At 64.7% G+C, this 19,022-nt stretch carries 17 protein-coding genes; 10 read left to right on the top strand and 7 right to left on the bottom strand.

The features are described 5' to 3' along the window. Positions 1 to 66 precede the first annotated feature (66 nt). On the bottom strand, positions 67 to 3,477 hold the full coding sequence (locus BMI91_RS06895) for an indolepyruvate ferredoxin oxidoreductase family protein (protein WP_078604381.1): 3,411 nt from the start codon (positions 3,475 to 3,477) through the stop codon (positions 67 to 69). Positions 3,478 to 3,634: 157 nt separating this feature from the next. Here BMI91_RS06895 and BMI91_RS06900 point away from each other — a divergent pair, with 157 nt between their 5' ends. The 6 genes from BMI91_RS06900 (at position 3,635) to grxD (ending at position 9,681) form a co-directional block, all read left to right on the top strand. Beyond that, positions 3,635 to 4,537: a LysR family transcriptional regulator gene (locus tag BMI91_RS06900; RefSeq protein ID WP_078522049.1), complete on the top strand. Its 903-nt coding sequence runs from the start codon at positions 3,635 to 3,637 to the stop codon at positions 4,535 to 4,537. 426 nt (positions 4,538 to 4,963) lie between these two features. Beyond that, positions 4,964 to 5,560 (top strand): hypothetical protein, encoded by a 597-nt coding sequence (locus BMI91_RS06905; RefSeq protein WP_078571559.1) that lies wholly within the window; start codon positions 4,964 to 4,966, stop codon positions 5,558 to 5,560. A gap of 141 nt (positions 5,561 to 5,701) precedes the next feature. Next, positions 5,702 to 7,864: a phosphoribosylformylglycinamidine synthase subunit PurL gene (gene purL / locus BMI91_RS06910; RefSeq protein ID WP_078604382.1), complete on the top strand. Its 2,163-nt coding sequence runs from the start codon at positions 5,702 to 5,704 to the stop codon at positions 7,862 to 7,864. A 101-nt stretch (positions 7,865 to 7,965) separates the two neighbouring features. Then, positions 7,966 to 8,958 carry an FUSC family protein gene (locus BMI91_RS06915; RefSeq protein WP_158522111.1) on the top strand — a complete coding sequence of 331 codons (993 nt, stop codon included), beginning with the start codon at positions 7,966 to 7,968 and terminating at the stop codon, positions 8,956 to 8,958. 78 nt (positions 8,959 to 9,036) lie between these two features. After that, positions 9,037 to 9,279, top strand: a complete 243-nt coding sequence (locus BMI91_RS06920; protein ID WP_075775791.1) for a BolA/IbaG family iron-sulfur metabolism protein — start codon at positions 9,037 to 9,039, stop codon at positions 9,277 to 9,279. 42 nt (positions 9,280 to 9,321) lie between these two features. After that, positions 9,322 to 9,681 (top strand): Grx4 family monothiol glutaredoxin, encoded by a 360-nt coding sequence (grxD, locus tag BMI91_RS06925; protein ID WP_078522053.1) that lies wholly within the window; start codon positions 9,322 to 9,324, stop codon positions 9,679 to 9,681. A gap of 97 nt (positions 9,682 to 9,778) precedes the next feature. Here the strand turns inward: grxD and BMI91_RS06930 are convergent, their stop codons facing one another. The 3 genes from BMI91_RS06930 to BMI91_RS06940 all read right to left on the bottom strand — a co-directional run bounded on the left by BMI91_RS06930 (position 9,779) and on the right by BMI91_RS06940 (position 11,058). After that, the gene (locus BMI91_RS06930; protein WP_078602154.1) at positions 9,779 to 10,402 is read right to left on the bottom strand and encodes a DUF1523 family protein; all 624 of its coding nucleotides are present in this window, start codon (positions 10,400 to 10,402) and stop codon (positions 9,779 to 9,781) included. A 7-nt stretch (positions 10,403 to 10,409) separates the two neighbouring features. Beyond that, positions 10,410 to 10,688: a hypothetical protein gene (locus BMI91_RS06935; RefSeq protein ID WP_093476897.1), complete on the bottom strand. Its 279-nt coding sequence runs from the start codon at positions 10,686 to 10,688 to the stop codon at positions 10,410 to 10,412. 61 nt (positions 10,689 to 10,749) lie between these two features. Further along, positions 10,750 to 11,058, bottom strand: coding sequence for a hypothetical protein (locus tag BMI91_RS06940; RefSeq protein ID WP_078522055.1), 309 nt, complete (start codon positions 11,056 to 11,058; stop codon positions 10,750 to 10,752). 116 nt (positions 11,059 to 11,174) lie between these two features. Between BMI91_RS06940 and BMI91_RS06945 the strand changes: the two genes are divergently transcribed. Beyond that, positions 11,175 to 12,455 (top strand): acetylornithine deacetylase/succinyl-diaminopimelate desuccinylase family protein, encoded by a 1,281-nt coding sequence (locus BMI91_RS06945; protein ID WP_078604384.1) that lies wholly within the window; start codon positions 11,175 to 11,177, stop codon positions 12,453 to 12,455. A gap of 138 nt (positions 12,456 to 12,593) precedes the next feature. Here BMI91_RS06945 and panC read toward each other — a convergent pair whose 3' ends face one another. The 3 genes from panC to BMI91_RS06960 all read right to left on the bottom strand — a co-directional run bounded on the left by panC (position 12,594) and on the right by BMI91_RS06960 (position 15,379). Further along, complete coding sequence (gene panC / locus BMI91_RS06950; RefSeq protein ID WP_078604385.1) at positions 12,594 to 13,433, bottom strand: pantoate--beta-alanine ligase; 840 nt, start codon at positions 13,431 to 13,433, stop codon at positions 12,594 to 12,596. Then, positions 13,430 to 14,254, bottom strand: coding sequence for a 3-methyl-2-oxobutanoate hydroxymethyltransferase (gene panB, locus BMI91_RS06955; RefSeq protein WP_078604386.1), 825 nt, complete (start codon positions 14,252 to 14,254; stop codon positions 13,430 to 13,432). The genes panC and panB overlap by 4 nt, the downstream gene beginning before the upstream one ends. A 192-nt stretch (positions 14,255 to 14,446) precedes the next feature. Beyond that, positions 14,447 to 15,379 carry a L,D-transpeptidase gene (locus BMI91_RS06960; RefSeq protein WP_341853193.1) on the bottom strand — a complete coding sequence of 311 codons (933 nt, stop codon included), beginning with the start codon at positions 15,377 to 15,379 and terminating at the stop codon, positions 14,447 to 14,449. Between the two features lie 199 nt (positions 15,380 to 15,578). Between BMI91_RS06960 and BMI91_RS06965 the strand changes: the two genes are divergently transcribed. From BMI91_RS06965 to BMI91_RS06975, 3 genes are all read left to right on the top strand, one after another. After that, on the top strand, positions 15,579 to 17,024 hold the full coding sequence (locus BMI91_RS06965; RefSeq protein ID WP_078604387.1) for an aldehyde dehydrogenase family protein: 1,446 nt from the start codon (positions 15,579 to 15,581) through the stop codon (positions 17,022 to 17,024). Positions 17,025 to 17,198: 174 nt separating this feature from the next. After that, positions 17,199 to 17,939 carry an SDR family oxidoreductase gene (locus BMI91_RS06970; protein ID WP_078604388.1) on the top strand — a complete coding sequence of 247 codons (741 nt, stop codon included), beginning with the start codon at positions 17,199 to 17,201 and terminating at the stop codon, positions 17,937 to 17,939. A gap of 63 nt (positions 17,940 to 18,002) precedes the next feature. Continuing rightward, positions 18,003 to 19,013, top strand: coding sequence for a P1 family peptidase (locus tag BMI91_RS06975; protein WP_078604389.1), 1,011 nt, complete (start codon positions 18,003 to 18,005; stop codon positions 19,011 to 19,013). The last annotated feature ends 9 nt before the right edge of the window (positions 19,014 to 19,022 follow it).

The raw sequence follows: 19,022 nt of genomic DNA on the forward strand, positions 1-19,022 counted from the left end.
GCAACATGGGCTGGCTTCACTATGCCAGCGCCATGTCACGAAGGTACGACACTCAGATGACAGCCCTCACTCGGCAGCCATTTTCTGCGGAGTACCGCCTGCGCGGAAAGCGGCGAGCAATTCCTCGCGCCGCTTCGCCGCCATTTGCTCGGCCTGTGCCTTGACCGGGCCGAAGCCCCGGATGGTCAGCGGCAGCTCGACCAGTTCGCGCGCGATCTCCATCGTGTCTGGCGTGACCTTGGGCAGCACTTCGGCCATGTCGGCCTCGTATTGCTTGATCAGCGCCCGCTCCATCTTGCGCTCGGCGGCATAGCCGAAGGGATCGAACGGCGTGCCACGCAGCCCTTTCAGCTTCGCAAGAAGACGGAAGTTGCGCTCCATGCCGGGGCCGAATTCACGCTTCTTCGGGCGACCGTCCGAGCCTTCCTTGGACAGGATCGGCGGGGCGAGATGGAAGTGCATCTCGAAATCGCCCTCGAACTCGGCCCGCGCCTTCTCTGCCGTGGACAGATGCAGCCGCGCGACCTCGTATTCGTCCTTGTAGGCCAGAAGCTTGTGATAGCCCTTCGCGACCGCTTCACGCAGCTCCGACGGCGCCTCGTCCACGAGCTTGCGGAAACGCTTCGCGAGACGCGCATTCTGGTAATCGACGAGGTGCGAAGCCCGGAACTCGACCGGATCGACCGGGACCTTCATCACTTCAGCAGCCATCGCTTTCGCGGCTTCCGCCGGATAGGCCATCGCCCAGCGCCCCAGATCGAAGGCGCGTTTGTTCTCGGCCGGTTTGGCACCGTTCAGGTCGATCGCCTCGAAGATCGCCTCGAGGGTCAGCGGCACGTAGCCTTGCTGCCACGCAGCCCCCAGAACGACCATGTTCGAGTAGATCGAGTCGCCCAGCATCTGCCGCGCCAGTTCCGACGTATCGGCAAAGGCCACGCGATCCTTCAACCGCGCCTCGAGGCTCAGCCGAAGCTGTTCGCCCGGCAGGCGGAAGTCACGATTGCGGGTGAACTCGCCGGTGACAATCTCGTGGCTGTTGATGACGGCACCGGTACGGCCCGTCGTCATCAGCCCCAGCGTCTTGGCTCCGGCGGAGACCACCAGATCGCCGCCGATCACGCAATCGGCCTCGCCCACGGCGACACGGATCGCCGAGATATCTTCGGGCTTGTTCGCGATGCGCAGGTGGATATGCACCGCCCCGCCCTTCTGAGCGAGACCGGCCATCTCCATCATGCCCGCGCCCTTGCCGTCGATATGCGCGGCCATCGCCAACACCGCGCCGATGGTCACGACGCCCGTGCCGCCGACCCCGGTGATCACCACGTTATGGGTGCCGTCGATCGCGGGCAGCGTGGGCTCGGGCAGGTCCGGCAGATCGAGCGCCTGCGCTTCCGCCTTTTTCACCTTCGCGCCGTGCAGCGTCACGAAGCTCGGGCAGAACCCGTCGAGGCATCGGAAGTCCTTGTTGCACGAGGACTGATCGATCGCGCGTTTGGTGCCCAGTTCGGTCTCCTCCGGCACGATGGAGACGCAGTTCGACTGCACCCCGCAATCGCCGCAGCCTTCGCAGACATCCGTGTTGATGAAGACGCGCTTGTCCGGATCGGGGAACTTGCCGCGCTTGCGGCGGCGGCGCTTCTCGGCGGCGCAGGTCTGGACATAGATCAGCGCCGAGACGCCTTTCGTCTTCGCCAGACGCTTCTGCACGGCCATCAATTCGGCCCGTTCGACCTTCTCGACGCCCGCCGGGAAGGTGGACAGGTCCAGCTCTTCCTTCTCGTCATAGACCACCACGACCGGCTTCACGCCCATCGCCACGATCTCCGACGCGATCTGTTGCGCGGTCAGCCCGCCCTCGTTCTCCTGCCCGCCAGTCATCGCGACCGCATCGTTGAACAGGATCTTGTAGGTGATGTTGGTGTCGGCCGCCAAAGCCGCCCGGATCGCCTGTGCGCCGGAGTGGTTGTAGGTGCCGTCGCCGAGGTTCTGGAACATGTGCTCGCGCGTGGAGAACGGGGCCTCGCCGACCCAGTTCACGCCCTCGCCGCCCATATGGGTGAAGCCTTCGGTGTTCCGGCCCATCCACTGCACCATGTAGTGACAGCCGATCCCGGCATAGGCGCGCTCGCCCTCGGGGACCTTGGTCGAGCTGTTATGCGGGCAGCCCGAGCAATACCACGGCGTTCGGGTCGCGATCTCCGGCGCGTTGTCGGCGCGTTGGGCGGCTTCGATCTTCTCGATACCCGCCTTGATCGCATCCGTGCCGCGGCCCTCTTCGATGAAGATGTCGCCCAGCTTGCGCGCGATCATCACCGGGTCGAGCGCGTAGCGCGTGGGGAACAGCTCCACCTGACGGCCATTCTCCCAGGTGTCGCCCTTGTGCCAGCCATAGACGCGGCGACCACGACGGTCGTCGAAAATCGCCTCCTTGACCTGCACCTCGATCAGCTTGCGCTTTTCCTCGACGACGATGATCAGCTCCAGCCCCTCGGCCCATTCATGGAACGAGGTCATGTCGAGCGGGAAGGTCTGGCCGATCTTGTAGGTCGTGATGCCGAGCCGTTCGGCCTCGGCCTCGTCGATTCCCAGAAGTGAGAGCGCATGGGTCAGGTCGAGCCAGTTCTTGCCTGCCGCCACCAGACCGATCTTCGCCCCGGGCTTGCCCCAGATGCGATTGTCGATGCGGTTCGCACGGGCGAATGCCTCGGCCGCGTAACGTTTGAAGTCGATCATCCGCGCTTCTTGAGCCACCGGCGTATCACCGAGACGGATGTTCAGCCCGCTTTCGGGCATCTTGAAGTCAGGGATCACGAAATCTTGACGGAAGGGGTCGCCGTCGACAACTGCCGTCGCTTCGACCGTATCCTTCATCGTCTTCAAACCCACCCAGACCCCGGCGAAGCGGCTCAGCGCATAGCCGTAAAGCCCGAAATCGAGGATTTCCTGAACGCCCGCGGGCGACAGCACCGGCATATAGGCATCGACCATCGCCCAGTCGGACTGATGCAGCACGGTCGAGGATTCGCCGGTGTGATCGTCGCCCATCGCCATGAGGACGCCGCCATGTTTCGACGTGCCCGCCATATTGGCGTGGCGCATCACATCGCCAGAGCGATCGACGCCCGGTCCTTTGCCGTACCAGAGGCCGAAAACGCCGTCATACTTGCCTTCGCCGCGCAATTCCGCCTGCTGCGAGCCCCACAGCGCGGTGGCCGCGAGGTCTTCGTTCAGGCCCGGCTCGAAGCGAACATCGCTCTCTTCCAGAACGGTTTTGGCGCGCGCCATCTGCAAATCGACAGCGCCGAGCGGCGAACCGCGATAGCCTGTCACATAGCCGGCCGTATGCAGTCCCGCCGCCTTGTCGCGCGCGGCCTGAGCCAGAACGAGACGCACCAAAGCCTGCGTCCCGTTCAGCAAAACCGGAGATTTCGTAAGGTCGAACCGATCCGCTAGGGATATTTCTTGCCTTCCCATTAAGCACCTCCCCTTGCTAACTGGGCATGGAGACATGGTAGGTCATAATATCTGACCTAGAAAGCGGAAAATTGTTACTTAGCGGTTTCGTAAATCCTCGAGATTAATGTAAAGAAACTTGCGCGGAACAGCAGATGATAAAGCGAAAGTGACCTTGATGGATTGGGACAAGCTCAGAATCTTCCACGCAGTGGCCGATGCAGGGTCTTTGACTCATGCCGGCGACGCACTGCATCTGTCTCAATCTGCCGTGAGCAGACAGATCCGGGCGCTCGAAGAGGCCCTCGGAACGACTCTTTTTCACCGTCACGCCCGCGGACTGATTCTCACCGAGCAGGGCGAATTGCTGTTCGAGGCCACCTCGTCGATGGCGAAAAAGCTCGATAGCGCCTCCGCACGCATTCGTGACAGCGAAGAAGAAGTGTTCGGCGAGCTGCGCGTGACCACCACGACGGGCTTCGGCACGCTGTGGCTCGCGCCGCGCCTGACCAAGCTTTACGAGAAGTATCCCGACCTGAAGATCGACCTCATGCTGGAGGAGCGTGTTCTCGACCTGCCGATGCGCGAGGCCGACGTCGCCGTGCGCATGAAAGAGCCCGCGCAGGCCGACCTGATCCGTAAGCGCCTGCTGAACATCCGGATGCGGCTCTACGCGACATCCGAGTATCTCGCGAAATGGGGCTCGCCCGAAAAGATCGAGGATCTGCGCAAGCATCGCCTGATCTGTCAGACCCCGCGCACCCCGCAGGTACAGGCGGGCGCGCAGCTCGCGCGTCAGGTTCTGGCCTTCGATCAAAGCTCGACGCTGACGGTGAACAACTACTTCGGCGTGCTGCAGGCGGTGCTGAACCATATCGGGATCGGCATCCTGCCCGACTACCTGACCGCCGATTTCAACGACCTGCAGCGGGTGCTGCCCGATCTGGAATCGGTCGAGATCCCGATCTTCCTCGCTTACCCGGAAGAGCTGCGCTCTTCGCGCCGTGTGACCGCTTTCCGCGACTTCATTCAGGAAGAAATCACCAACTACCGGCGCTTCCAGGCGGGCGATTCAACCTAGGGTTGCACCGCGACTTTACCGCAACGCATACCGGCCATGATGCGCCCGCAGCATGTTTTCCCTTGATGCGTTAACAAACTGCCCATAAATGAGGCTCAGAAGGGTTGGCCGTGCCGAAAGGCGCAGCACCTTCTACCTCCCTGTTGGACTTTGGCCGAGCTTTGCTCGGCCTTTTTTTTGTCCAACGCCCAGATGCGGCTTTCACGCAGGGCGCGAGAGCCCCTCCCAACAGCCCCGAACTCACGGAATCTCACGCACTCGCGACCGCGCAAACCCCGCCCTACGCGCAACTATCCCCTTAGGTTCATTTAAAATTCCACGATCTCGTTCACAAAAATTTCAGTGAACTTTCGGCAGCTCAGCCCGTTCCTTTCCCGACGCCAGCAACGGCGCAGCACTTGAGTAACCAGTTGAAAGGATACTGTTATGACTACCGCGAAAAACATCTTTGCCGCTTCGACCGCTCTTCTTGGCGCGATGACCATCGCAGGTTCGGCTTCGGCCCTCGACCTGTCGAAAGTGCCCTCCACGAACAATGGTGACGGCCAGTATTACGGCATCGCCGACTATCGTGTTGGCGCGGTGCCGGGTCAGGAAACCTCGACGGGCACGCCGCCCGCGGTGACCTCCTCGAACACCTTCGAGTCGACCGACCAGTACGGCATCACCGACGTGAAGACCGGCACCGCGATGTTCGACAGCACCTCGATGGGGGAGGAAATGATCCCCGCGCAGCGCCAGCTGACCGACGAAGCCGGCATCACGGGCATGAAGACCGCCGCCAATGCCGAAGACAAGGCAATGAGCGTCGATGGCAACATCATCGGCATGATCGAGAAGGTCGAGGCGAATGACGGCTACGACACCGTCTATATCCGCACCTCGCCGAAGCTCGACACCACCGTGTCGCTCTTCAAGATCAACGTGCCGAAAGGCGCAGCCGCCAATGGTCAGGTTAAACTCGGCTGGACCGTGTCGGAACTGCTGACCAATCTCGAGACGCAGGTGGACATGCGCTCGTAATCCGGGCGACACCTGATACGCGCTTTTGCGACGCGGGGCCTTCGGGCCTCGCGTTTTTTCTTTCCGCAACGTCCGGCCTCTCTTTTCCCCCTGCACATATTCGCCTAATAGGGGCGGCAAAGCCGATGCCGGAGGATCCTCATGAACGAGCCGCAGATCACGCCTGATCTCATCGCAGCCCATGGCCTGAAACCCGACGAGTACGACCGGATCCTCGAGATCATCGGACGCGAGCCGACTTTCACCGAGCTCGGGATCTTTTCGGCGATGTGGAACGAGCACTGCTCCTACAAGTCGTCGAAGAAATGGCTGCGCACGCTGCACACCGAGGGCGATCAGGTCATCTGCGGTCCGGGCGAGAATGCGGGCGTTGTCGATATCGGCGACGGGCAGGCCGTGGTCTTCAAGATGGAGAGCCACAACCACCCCTCCTATATCGAACCGCACCAAGGCGCCGCGACCGGCGTGGGCGGCATCCTGCGCGACGTGTTCACCATGGGCGCGCGCCCGGTGGCCGCGATGGACAGCCTGAGCTTCGGCATGCCCGACCACCCGAAAACCTCCCATGTCGTGAAAGGCGTGGTCGAGGGCGTGGGCAGCTACGGCAACTGCTTCGGCGTGCCGAATGTGGGCGGTGAAGTGCGCTTCCACCCTTCCTATAACGGCAACTGCCTCGTGAACGCCTTCGCGGCGGGCCTCGCGGATGCCGACAAGATCTTCTACTCCGCCGCCTCCGGCATCGGCATGCCGGTCGTCTATCTCGGCGCGAAGACGGGCCGCGACGGCGTCGGCGGCGCGACCATGGCCTCGGCCGAATTCGACGACACGATCGAGGAAAAGCGCCCCACCGTTCAGGTCGGCGACCCCTTCACCGAGAAATGCCTGATGGAAGCCTGCCTCGAACTGATGCAAACCGGCGCGGTGATCTCGATTCAGGACATGGGGGCCGCGGGCCTCACCTGTTCGGCGGTCGAGATGGGCGACAAGGGCGGGTTGGGCGTGAAGCTCAACCTCAATGCGGTGCCGCAGCGCGAAGCTGCGATGACCGCCTACGAGATGATGCTGTCAGAGAGCCAGGAGCGGATGCTCATGGTCCTCAACCCCGAGAAGGAAGACATCGCGCGCGAGATCTTCGTGAAATGGGATCTCGACTTCGCCATCGTCGGCGAGACTATCGCGGAAGACCGCTTCCTGATCATGCATGGCAACGAGGTGAAAGCCGACGTGCCGCTGTCGAAGCTGTCCTCGGAAGCGCCCGAATACGATCGCCCCTGGGTCGAAACGCCCGTTGCGACGGCTGGCGAGGCGCTGCCCGAGATCGGTGCGATCGACGCGCTCAAGGCGCTGATCGGCTCGCCGAACTATGCGCATAAGTCCTGGGTCTACGAGCAATACGACACGCAGGTGATGGGCGACACGGTGCGCCGTCCGGGTCTCGGCGCGGGCGTCGTGCGCGTGCACGGCACCGACAAGGCGCTGGCCTTCACCGCCGACGTGACCCCGCGCTACGTCAAGGCGAACCCGTTCGAGGGCGGTAAGCAGGCCGTGGCCGAGGCCTATCGCAACCTGAGTGCCGTGGGCGCCAAGCCGCTGGCCTCCACCGACAACCTGAACTTCGGCAATCCCGAAAAGCCCGAAATCATGGGCCAGTTCGTGGGCGCCATCAAAGGTATCGACGCCGCGGTGCGCGCGCTCGACATGCCGATCGTGTCGGGCAACGTCTCGCTTTATAACGAGACCGACGGCACCGGCATCCTGCCCACGCCGACCATCGGCGCGGTCGGTCTGCTGAGCTCGCTCGACGAGCTGATCGCGGGCCTGCCGACGGCGGGCGACGTGGCGATGGTGATCGGCGAGACCAAGGGTCACCTCGATCAATCCGCGCTGGCATTTGAGGCCTTCGGGCTCGAGTCCGGCGACGCGCCCGAGGTCGATCTCGACGTCGAGAAACGCAATGGCGAGTTCCTGCGCGAGAACCGCGCGCTGGTCAAAGGCGCAAGCGATCTGTCGGATGGCGGGCTCGCGCTCGCAGCTTTCGAGATGGCGGAAGAAGCCGGTCTGGGCGTCACGCTCGAGGCTGACGACATCGCGACGCTCTTCGGCGAGGATCAGGGCCGCTACCTCGTGGCCTGCTCCTTCGACCAGGCGGAGGCGCTGATGGTCGCCGCCCGCAAGGCCGAGGTGCCGCTTTACACCGTGGGTCGCTTCGGCGGCGACACGGTCGGCTTCGGTTCGGACAGCGCCCCGCTGGAGGAGCTGTCGAACCTCTATCGCACGGCCTTCAAAGCGGCGATCGACGCCTGAGTTCTGTGACCTGACGCAGGGCGGACATGCGCGCCGGGCGGTTTTTTACCGCCCGCGCACAAGCTAATGTCGCGGCGATCCACCGATTTCAGGTTCCCGCTTTGACCAGTTCCACCCTCGCCTATGCCGCCCGGCTGTTCCTCGCCGCGACGCTTGCCCTGACTGCCGCCCGGCTACTGGGCCTGACCAATATCTATTGGGCGGCCATGCCCGTCTGGGTCGTGATCCAACCCCATCGCGAAGACATGGCGCTGCGCGCGGTGCTGCGGGTCGCAGGCACCTTGGTCGGTGCCGGTATCGGGATCGCGGCTCTGACATGGATTCCGGTGCCGGGAATCGCGCTGACCGTGGCACTCACGGCGGCCCTCGGCGTCGGTATCGCCTATCGGATCGGGACGCATTGGGCCTATGGCTTCACGCTGATGGCGATCACGATCGGCGTGGTGGTGATGCCCGCGCTGGGGATGGGGGCGGATGCGATCCCGCTCGCGCTTGACCGGGTCGCCTGCACGCTTCTGGGCGTCATCTCGGTGACGGCGGTGAACTGGCTCTTCACGCCCGCCCGTCGCGCGCCAATGCCGCCGCGCCCGAACCCGCATTTCGTGCAGCAGCTTTGGCTGCGCATGGCCGCCGTGGCGGTCCTCACGGGCGGGGCCACGCTGATCGACGCCCATTTCACCCACCCCGCAGCGACCGCTGCCGCGCTTTCGGTGATCGTCTTCTCCTCGGTGCTGGGCTCCATGCCGAATCCGCGCCCTGCCGTGCGCTTCCTTGTGCCCGGTGTCGCGCTTGGGGTGCTCGCCGCGGTCGCCTATCGCGGGCTCACGCATTTGTCGGGCGGCGATCAGACCGAGCTTCTGATCCTCGCCTTCGCCTTCATCGCGGGCGGTGCGCTGCTGCGCGCCCATCCTCGGACCACGCTGATGGGGATCGACATCAACATGTGCTTCCTGCTCGCCGGAGAGATCGGCGCGCCGGGCCACTCCCTGCCCGTAACGGCCGCCGGAGCCGCCGCGATGTTCATCGGCAGCGTCGCCATCGCGACGCTCATGTTTTTCCTGTCGCGATTGCACCCGCCAGCGGCCACCGCATAGGTCCGCGCCCCCGCGCATCCCCTTGCAGCCAGCCGCCGCGCCACTTAAGTTTGCGGCAAAGGACGAGGAGCCCTATTTATGGCAATGGAAGCCCATGACATCGAAGCCCTGATCCGGGCGGAATTCCCCGATGCCAAGATCACGATCACCGATCTCGCCGGGGACGGGAATCATTGGGCAGCGGAGGTCATCGACGAGAGCTTCCGCGGCAAGAACCGCGTCCAGCAACAGCGCGCGGTCTATGCCGCGCTCAAAGGGGCGATGGACGGGCCGAACGGAGTGCTGCACGCGCTCGCTTTGACCACCAAAGCGCCCGAATGATTTCACACACGTCTCCAAGCGGGACGGAGAAAGGATTTAGCGATGAACGCGCAAGACCAAATCGCCCAGCAAATCTCTGAGAATGACGTCGTTCTCTTCATGAAGGGCACCAAGGACATGCCGCAATGCGGGTTTTCGAGCCGCGTCGCGGGCGTGCTCAACTTCATGGGCGTGACCTACAAGGACGTCAACGTGCTCGCGGATCAGGACATCCGCCAGGGCATCAAGGACTATTCGGACTGGCCGACCATCCCGCAGCTCTACGTCAAAGGCGAATTCGTCGGCGGCTGCGACATCATTACCGAGATGACCCTCTCGGGCGAGCTGGATCAGCTGTTCGAGACCAAGGGCGTGAGCTTCAACAAGGACGCCGCCGAGCAGATCCGCGCCGCGAACGCATAAGCGCAGATCACCTGATTATCGAAAGCCCCGCCCTCCAGTGGCGGGGCTTTTGCGTTTCAGCGTCGGTCCGAGTTGGGCGCGGCCCGGCAACCGCGTCTCACTTGCGCCCGATGAAGCGGTCGAACCAGCCCTTCGCGCCCTCTTCGGCGTCGTCCCAGGCCTCACTCGCATCCTCGAATAGCGGATCGATCGAGCGTTGGCGGAACTGCCGCCACATCGCCCGGATCGTCAGCAAGACGATCACCAGAAGCGTCAGGATGATGATGCTGCCCCAGGGAATGATCCGCGTATCCGGCCCCGGCACGACCTTCAGCCCGACCGCGTTGGGGTAGATCGTCAGCCAGCGCGAGCGCCAGCCATAGCGCGTCACCGACACCCAGATCGGATCGGCCGAGGTCGAGATCAGCGACTCCGCCTGCGCCTGAAGGTCCGAACTGTCGAGCTTGAAATAAGGCGGCCAGCCCCAGCCGGTATCCTCGTTGCGGAAGACCAGCGTCTTGCCGTTGGGACGCACAGAGTTGATGAAACGCACATCTCGGCTGGTCGCACTCGCGGTGCCGACGTCAGGCGCGGCCCAGAAGATCGAGTTCTCGCCGAAATCGACGCGGCGCACCTCTGTGCCGACGATCCGCACGATGTCATGGCGCGGCAGGTTGTAATGCAGGAACACCGCGACGAAGCCGATCACGACCAGCCAGAAGCCCCATTTCACGTAACGCATCGGATTCTCACCTGTAATTCATCAGATAGATAATGAGCCCCACCACGATGATCGGCAGGACATAGACCAGCCAGATCAGCTTGCGCAGCAGGCTTTTCTCATAGTCCCGCATCCCGGCCTCGACGAAGGTATCGCGCGTGGTCTCGGCACGGCCCTCGGCGGCGGCCTCGTTCCAATCCTCTTCCAGCGCCTCGCGCCGGACCGACCGGGCATAGAGACGCACCAGCCAGAACAGGACCGTCAGCACGATCAGCCCGAAGATCGCCAGTCGAATGAAGGCCAGCATCGCGCGCCCTCCTTGCCCCTCGCTGTCGCAAGCCTAGGCCGCGGCGGCGCGGTTGACCAGATCAGCCCTTCCGGCGCGCCATGCCGATCCGGATCAGCTTGATCACGATGGCCGAAGCCGCGACCGGGATCAGCGCGAGCACATAGGTCGCAGCGAACATCTGGCGCGGCACATAGCCGTTCGAGCAGCTCGCCGTGTCGGAGAAGAAATGCAGCACGAAGCCCGCACCGCAGGCGGTGCCGGTCATGTAGAATGCAGGCACGATCATCGCGACGGGCACCAGCGCCAAAAGCTTCGCCCAGTCGTATTTCGACAGCCACCCTCCGACCGCAATGCAAAGCACGAGCGCGAAGGCCAAGAACAGGTTCATCCGGTCCCTCCGTAGGAATTTGCACCGCAATAGCGCGCGCGGGTGCTAAAAGCCATGTGTTTTCAAACCGTGCGTTTTCGCTTGGCCGGCGGCAGCGCCCGGCGCTAGCCTTGGGTATGGACCTCGCCACTCGCCTGAAATCCGCCATCGACGCGCGCCGCGATGATCTGATCGCGCTGACGCAGGCACTGATACGCATTCCGACGCTGAACCCGCCGGGGCGCAATTACCGCGAGGTCTGCGATTTTCTCGCCGCCTATCTCTCCGAACGCGGCTTCACGACCGAACTGATCCGCGCCCATGGCGCGCCCGGCGACAGCGAGACCTATCCGCGCTGGAACCTCGTCGCCCGCATCGAGGGCACGCGCCCCGGCGACTGCGTGCATTTCAACTCGCATCACGACGTGGTCGAGATCGGCCATGGCTGGACCCGCGATCCGTTCGGGGCCGAGATCGACGGAGACCGCATCTACGGGCGCGGCGCCTGCGACATGAAGGGCGGGCTCGCGGCCTCAGTGATCGCGGCGGAGGCGTTCCTCGACACCTGCCCCGATTTCGCTGGCAGCATCGAGATTTCCGCCACCGCCGACGAGGAATCGGGCGGCTATGGCGGCGTGGCCTATCTGGCCGAGCAGGGCCGCTTCGATCCGACCCGCGTGCAGCATGTCATCATCCCCGAGCCGCTGCACAAGGACCAGATCTGCCTCGGTCATCGCGGCGTCTGGTGGGCCGAGGTAGAGACCCATGGCCGTATCGCGCATGGCTCGATGCCGTTTCTCGGCGACAGCGCGATCCGCCATATGAGCGCCGTTCTCAGCGAGATGGAGGAGACGCTCTACCCGCTCCTTCTGGGCAAGCAGACCGAGATGCCCGTGATCCCCGAAGGCGCGCGGGCCTCGACGCTGAACGTCAATTCGATCCATGGCGGCGCGCCGGAAGAAGGGGCCGATTACACAGGCCTGCCCACGCCCTGCGTCGCCGATCGCTGCCGCATCGTGATCGACCGGCGCTTTCTGATCGAGGAAGACCTCGCCGAGGTGAAGACCGAGATCATCGACCTGATGGAGCGCGTGAAAGCCCAGCGTCCGAGCTTCCGCTATGAAATCCGCGACCTGTTCGAGGTGCAGCCCACGATGACCGACAAGGGCGCGCCGATCGTGCGCTCCACCGCCGCGGCGATCGAGGCGGTGCTGGGCCGGGAGGCGGCTTATGTCGTCTCGCCCGGCACCTATGACCAGAAACATATCGACCGGATCGGGCGGCTGCAGAATTGCATCGCCTACGGTCCGGGGCTACTGGAGCTCGCCCATCAACCCGACGAATGGGTCGGCATCGAGGATATGGCCGACAGCGCGAAGGTCATGGCGCTGGTTCTGGCGGAACTGCTGGGGTCTTAGGGGCGCTGCCCCTCAGCGCGTACCGCGCCTCACCCCGGGATATTTGGACCAAGGGGAAGGAGCATTCCCTCCTTCTTCGCTCTTGTCGAAATATCCCGGGGGGCGACGCAGTCGCGGGGGCAGCGCCCCCTCGAGAGATCAGACTGCGATATTGTCGATCAGGCGCACATCGCCCAGCCAGATCGCGGCCAGCATCCGCGCCGGTTGCGACAGGTCCGTCGCGGGTTTCAGCCCGTCGACCGTGCGCAGCTCCAGATAATCGAGCGTCCCGAAACCCGCGACTTTCAGCTCGGTTTTCGCATCGTTGAGCGCGCCTTCGACCGGTACGCCGTCGCGGATCTTAGCGGCCGCTTCCTGCATCACCGAATGCAGGCGCGGCGCCAATGCGCGCTCGGCTTCCGTCAGCCGCACATTGCGCGAGGACATCGCCAGACCGTCTTCTTCACGGATCGTGGGGCAGCCGATTATGCGGATCGGCATGTTGAGATCGCGGGTGAGCTGCTGGACCACCTGCAATTGCTGCCAGTCCTTCTCGCCGAAGAACGCGCGCCCCGCCTGCGTCATGCCGAAGAGCTTCGAGCAGACCGTCGCCACGCCATCGAAATGGCCGGGCCGGAACGCGCCTTCCAGCGGCTCGGTGATGCCCGCGACGGACACGGTGGTGGCGAAGCCGTCGGGATAGACCTCGTCCACGCCCGGCGCAAAGAGCACATCGACCCCTTCCGCTTCCAGCAGCGCCAGATCCTGCGCCTCGTCGCGCGGGTATTTGTCGAGATCCGAGGCGTTGTTGAACTGCATCGGGTTCACGAAGACCGTCACGATCACGCGGTCCGATTGTTTGCGCGCGGCGCGAGCGAGGCTGAGGTGGCCGTCATGCAGCGCGCCCATCGTCGGCACCACGCCGACCAGCATCCCCGAGCGTTTCCATGCCGCCACCTTGTCGCGCAGTTCAGCGGCCTTGCGGATCACCTGCGTCATTTCTTCACCTCGTCGGCGAAGCTGTGCTCGGCTGCCGGGAAGCTGCGGTCGCGCACTTCGGCTGCGTAATCGGCGACGGCGGCTTCGGCTTCCTGACCGAGCTGGCCGAAACGCTTGACGAATTTGGGTTTGAAATCGGTGAAGAGGCCCAGCATGTCATCGACCACCAGCACCTGCCCGTCGCAGCCCGCGCCTGCGCCGATGCCGACGGTGGGGATAGCGACCATCGCGGTGATCTCGTCGGCCAGCCCCTGAGGCACTTTTTCCAGCACCACCGAGAAGGCCCCCGCGTCGGCCACCGCTTTCGCATCCTTGACCAGACGCGCCCGGCTATCGCCGCGGCCCTGCACCTTGTAGCCGCCCAGCGTGTTCACCGATTGCGGGGTCAGCCCGATATGGGCCTGCACCGGGATACCGCGCGCGGTCAGAAACGCGATGGTCTCGGCCATATGCGCCCCGCCTTCGAGCTTCACCGCCCCCGCGCCGGTCTCGGCCATCAGACGCGAGGCATTGCGGAACGCCTGCGCCGGGCTTTCCTCATACGACCCGAACGGCATGTCGATCACCATCAGCGCATTCGAGAGGCCGCGTGCGACCGCTTGGCCGTGGAGGATCATCATCTCCATCGTCACGCCCAGCGTCGAGGGCAGCCCGTGGAGCACCATGCCCACCGAGTCGCCGACCAGCACGAGATCGCAATGGCTGTCGACCAGCTTCGCAATCGGCGTGGTGTAGGCGGTCAGGCAAACGATCGGCGCGCCGCCCTTCATCGCGAGAATATCTGCGGGCATTTTCTGCCGCGTGGTTCCGGTGACGCTCATGGCATCCTCCTGATCTGCTTGCGCGCGAGTCCTAGCGTCACCCGGCCCGCAAGGAAAGACGTGAACGCGCAAACGCTGCGGCATCGGGGCGCGTATCGCGCGATTTGGCCCGGTTCCGAAGAGGCCGTAGCGCATGAAAAACGGCGCGAGGTTGCCCCCGCGCCGTGATCGTCATCTCGAAAATCGGCTCGATCAGTTGGTGGTATCGACGCAGGTGCCGGTGCCGGAATAGCCGCAATCGACAGTGGAGCTGGCGGTCTCGCCCGAGCCGCCGACTTCCTGGGCCATCGCGACCGAAGCCTGATGCTGCTCTTCTTCGACCTTTTGCTGATCGGGGATCTGGCCCGCTTTCCACGCGGCCTCGTCCTCGTTGATCGCCACCTGATTATAGGCGGAGACCACATAGCCCGAATGCAGCTGCACGACCGGGCCTTCCATCTCGAGGCTCTCGGCGCGGCTGCGCACCTTCACCGGCGTGCCCTTCGGCACTTTCGAGAACAGGTCGATGATGTCCTGATTGAACAGGCGGATACAGCCAGCCGACGTCGCACGCCCGATCGAGGACGGATCCATCGTACCGTGGATGCGGTAATAGGTATCCCGGTTACCCTGATAGAGATAGAGCGCACGCGCGCCCAGCGGGTTGTCCAGACCGCCCGGCAGACCGTCTTTCAGCGGCCCGTAGAGGTCGGGATCTTCCTGGATCATGTTCTGCGTCGGCGTCCAGCTCGGATATTCCTGCTTGCGCTTGATCGTGGCATCCCCCGAGAAGGTCTTGCCGTCGCGACCGACTGCGACGCCGTAGCGTTCTGCCTTGCCCGGCTCGGTGATGTAGTAGAGGAAACGCGCATAGGGATCGACGACGATCGTCCCGACAGCCTCGGGCCCGTGATAGGGCACGACCTGGCGGCGGTTGCGCTCCACCAGATATTTCGGACTGATCGCCGGGATGGTTTTCCCGTCATCTTCGCGCGCCTGATATTCGGCGGGCACGGCCTTCGTCGACTGGGTCGGTTGCGCATAGCGCTGTTCCGGCGCACTCGCGCAGGCTGCCAAGATGCCAGCCAGCCCGAAGAGCATGGCCGGGCGGATTGCGCGTTTGAGCGTCGAATAACTCGCGGTCACTTGCAATTTTCCTGTCTCTTTTTCCGGTGGGCCTTCGGCCCGGTTCCGTCATTCAAGGGGCTAGATAGGGGAAAGTTCCCTCCACTCACACTCACATGAATGTGATCAGACCGCCTCCGGCAGATTCCTGCCCCCTTGATTTTCCGCCCGTGCGGGCGGAGCGTGCTGCAAAATCGCGTGACAAGAGGAGGTGCCGCGCATGAATTTGCCGCTTTGGTTCGACCCCGAGGAGATGTTGATCGGAGGCGTCTGGCGCAAGCCCGATGCGCGCCTTTCCGTGGAATGCCCCTCGGATGGGCGCGAGATGGCGCAGATCGCCCGGGGCGGCAAGCCGGAGATCGACGCGGCGGTCGAGGCCGCACAGGCGGCGCTTGCAGGCGTCTGGGGACGGCTGAGCGCAGCGGAACGCGGGCGGCTCTTGCTGAAGATGTCCGGCCTCGTACTGGCTCATGCCGAGGACCTGGCCGTGATCGAGGCGCTCGATGTCGGCAAACCGTTGACGCAGGCGCGTGCCGATGTGACGGCACTGGCGCGTTATCTGGAATTCTATGGCGGGGCCGCCGACAAGGTGATGGGCGAGACGATCCCCTATCTCAATGGCTACACCGCCTACACGCTGCGCGAGCCGCATGGCGTGACCGCGCATATCGTGCCGTGGAACTACCCGATGCAGATCATCGGGCGCTCTGTCGCGGCGGCGCTGGCGATGGGCAACGCGGCGGTCGTGAAACCTGCCGAGGAAGCCTCGCTCACCGCGCTGGCCTTCGGGCGGATCGCGCAAGAAGCGGGGATGCCAGCCGGTGCGCTCAATATCGTGCCGGGTCTGGGAGAGGAGGCCGGGGCCGCGCTCTCGGCCCATCCCGGCATCCAGCATATCTCCTTCACCGGGTCGGTCGCGGTCGGCCAGCGCATTCAGGCCGCCGCCGCGGCGAATGCCGTGCCCGTCACGCTGGAGCTTGGCGGCAAGTCCCCGCAGCTCGTCTTCGACGATGCCGATCTCGACCGCGCGCTACCCTTCCTCGTGAATGCAGGCATCCAGAACGCCGGGCAGACCTGTTCGGCCTCATCGCGCATCCTCGTGCAGCGCTCGCGCTATGTCGAGGTGCTGGAGAAAATGGCCGCGCGCTATCGCGGCCTGACGGCGGGGCCCGCGCTTGGCGATCACGACCTCGGCCCGCTGATCTCGGGGCGGCAGAAACAGATCGTCGAGGGCTATCTGGCGCTCGCCTCCGACCTCACTATCGCGGCGCAAGGCCAGATCGCCGAGGATGTCCCCGCAGGCGGCCATTACGTCGCGCCGACCCTGATCGGTGGCGGCCACGGTGCGCATCGGCTCGCGCAGGAGGAAATCTTCGGCCCGGCGCAGATCGTCATTCCCTTCGAGGACGAGGAAGAGGCCGTCGCCATCGCGAATGGCACGGAATACGGGCTCGTCGCGTCTGTCTGGTCGGAGAATGGCGGACGAACGATGCGGCTCGCACGGAGGCTGCGCGCAGGACAGGTCTTCCTGAACAATTACGGCGCGGGCGGCGGCGTGGAGCTGCCCTTCGGCGGCATCGGCAAATCCGGGCACGGGCGCGAAAAAGGGTTCGAGGCGCTCTACGGCTTCTCCACCCTGAAAACCGTCGCCGCTTGGCATGGCTGAGGGTTTCGGCTTGGCGGAAATATCCCGGGGGTGAGGCGGGATCAGCGGCCTTCCAGTGGAAGGACGCCCCGACGAACGCCCGAAGCGCAAGCGAAGGGCCGGCAGACCGGGGGGCAGAGCCCCCTTGCACCCGATGTGTCCTGCGACAACAGTAGGCCCCGAGGAGGAGCACCGATGAGACTGGAAGGCAAAAGCGCGATCGTCACCGGCGCGGGCTCGGGCTTCGGCGCGGGGATCGCGCGCCGCTTCGCCGCCGAGGGCGCGCGGGTTCTGGTCGCGGATCTCAACGCCGAGGCCGCGCAGGCCATCGCGGACGAGATCGGCGGCGTGGCCTGCACCGTGGATGTCAGCCGCGATGCGGATGTCGCGGCACTGGCGCAGGCGGCGCGCGCGGCGTTCGGGCAGATCGACATTCTGGTGAACAATGCAGGGACCACCCATCTGCCCAAGCCGATGGAGGAGGTGACCGAGGAGGAGTTCGACCGCGTCCTCACCGTGAACGCGAAATCGGTCTATCTGACCGCGCGCCATATCGTGCCGGGGATGAAGGCCCGCGGCGCGGGCGCGATCCTGAACGTGGCCTCCACCGCCGGCGTCAGCCCGCGGCCGAACCTGAGCTGGTACAATGCCTCGAAGGGCTGGATGATCACCGCGACCCGCGCGATGGCGGTGGAGCTTGCGCCCTCCGGGGTCCGCGTCAACGCGATCAACCCGGTCGCCGGGGAGACCCCGCTTCTGAAAAGCTTCATGGGCGAGGACACGCCGGAAATCCGCGCGAAGTTTCTCTCGACCATCCCGCTGGGGCGGTTCTCGACGCCCGAGGACATGGCGAACGCGGCGCTGTTTTTGTGCTCGGACGAGGCGAGCATGATCACCGGCGTCGCGATGGAGGTCGACGGCGGGCGTTGTATCTGAACGCAGGGCGCTGAATTGGGGGCGTTGCCCCCAAACCCCCAGGATATTTGGACCAAGAGGAAGATGAAGGCAGGGCCGAACAATCTGATCACCGATATCGCCGGGCTGCGCGTGGGCAATGCCGAGGATGCGGGGCCGCGCTCGGGTGTGAGCGTGCTGCTGGGCGCGCGCCCCTTCACAGCGGCGGTACAGGTAATTGGCGGCGCGCCGGGGACGCGGGAGACAGACCTGCTCGCGCCGGACAAGCTAGTGCAGGAGGTCGATGCGCTGGTGCTCTCGGGCGGCTCGGCCTTCGGGCTTGGCGCCTGCGACGGGGTGATGGCAGGGCTGCGCGCGCAGGGGCGCGGTTTCGCGGTGGGCGATCAGCGCGTGCCGATCGTGCCCGGCGCGATCCTGTTCGATCTGCTCAATGGCGGTGACAAGAGTTGGGCGGAGACGCCCTATCCCGGGCTTGGGCGCGCGGCGCTCGAGGCGGCCACGGAGCGGTTCGAGATCGGCAGCGCCGGGGCGGGCTTCGGCGCGATGACCGGGACTTTTAAAGGCGGGCTTGGCTCGGCTTCGGCGGTCTTGGAGAGCGGCTTCACCGTGGGCGCGCTGGTGGCGGTGAATGCGCTCGGTTCGGTAACCGTCGGCGAGGGGCCGCATTTCTGGGCCGCGCCTTGGGAAATCGCGGGCGAGTTCGGCGGTTTCGGCCCTGCGCCCCAACATGATCCGAGCGCGATGCCCGAACCGATGAAACGCCAGGGCGAAGCCACCACCATCGCCATCGTCGCGACCGATGCCGCCCTCACCCAAGCGCAGGCGCAACGCATGGCCACGGCGGCCCATGACGGCATGGCGCGCGCCATCGTGCCGTCGCATACCCCGCTCGATGGCGATTTGATCTTCGCCGCCGCGACCGGCGAGAAGCCCTTGGCCGATCCGGTCCGCGACCCGTTCCAGCTTGGCCATGCGGCGTCTTGCGTGCTTGCCCGCGCCATCGCCCGCGCCATCTATGAAGCCAAAGAACAACCCGGCGATCTGCAGCCCTGCTGGCGCAGCCGTTACGGAACATCAAAAAGCCCGGCGCATTGACCGGACGAC

This window comes from Thioclava sediminum, assembly GCF_002020355.1.
GTDB classification, from domain to species: Bacteria; Pseudomonadota; Alphaproteobacteria; order Rhodobacterales; family Rhodobacteraceae; genus Thioclava; species Thioclava sediminum.

Coding starts and splice junctions, on each gene's coding strand:
- BMI91_RS06930 (WP_078602154.1), bottom strand. CDS start 10,402: ATGCGTTACGTGAAATGGGGCTTCTGGCTGGTCGTGATCGGCTTCGTC.
- BMI91_RS06945 (WP_078604384.1), top strand. CDS start 11,175: ATGGACCTCGCCACTCGCCTGAAATCCGCCATCGACGCGCGCCGCGAT.
- BMI91_RS06975 (WP_078604389.1), top strand. CDS start 18,003: ATGAAGGCAGGGCCGAACAATCTGATCACCGATATCGCCGGGCTGCGC.
- BMI91_RS06935 (WP_093476897.1), bottom strand. CDS start 10,688: ATGCTGGCCTTCATTCGACTGGCGATCTTCGGGCTGATCGTGCTGACG.
- BMI91_RS06905 (WP_078571559.1), top strand. CDS start 4,964: ATGACTACCGCGAAAAACATCTTTGCCGCTTCGACCGCTCTTCTTGGC.
- BMI91_RS06970 (WP_078604388.1), top strand. CDS start 17,199: ATGAGACTGGAAGGCAAAAGCGCGATCGTCACCGGCGCGGGCTCGGGC.
- BMI91_RS06965 (WP_078604387.1), top strand. CDS start 15,579: ATGAATTTGCCGCTTTGGTTCGACCCCGAGGAGATGTTGATCGGAGGC.
- panB (WP_078604386.1), bottom strand. CDS start 14,254: ATGAGCGTCACCGGAACCACGCGGCAGAAAATGCCCGCAGATATTCTC.
- purL (WP_078604382.1), top strand. CDS start 5,702: ATGAACGAGCCGCAGATCACGCCTGATCTCATCGCAGCCCATGGCCTG.
- BMI91_RS06900 (WP_078522049.1), top strand. CDS start 3,635: ATGGATTGGGACAAGCTCAGAATCTTCCACGCAGTGGCCGATGCAGGG.
- grxD (WP_078522053.1), top strand. CDS start 9,322: ATGAACGCGCAAGACCAAATCGCCCAGCAAATCTCTGAGAATGACGTC.
- panC (WP_078604385.1), bottom strand. CDS start 13,433: ATGACGCAGGTGATCCGCAAGGCCGCTGAACTGCGCGACAAGGTGGCG.
- BMI91_RS06920 (WP_075775791.1), top strand. CDS start 9,037: ATGGCAATGGAAGCCCATGACATCGAAGCCCTGATCCGGGCGGAATTC.
- BMI91_RS06895 (WP_078604381.1), bottom strand. CDS start 3,477: ATGGGAAGGCAAGAAATATCCCTAGCGGATCGGTTCGACCTTACGAAA.
- BMI91_RS06940 (WP_078522055.1), bottom strand. CDS start 11,058: ATGAACCTGTTCTTGGCCTTCGCGCTCGTGCTTTGCATTGCGGTCGGA.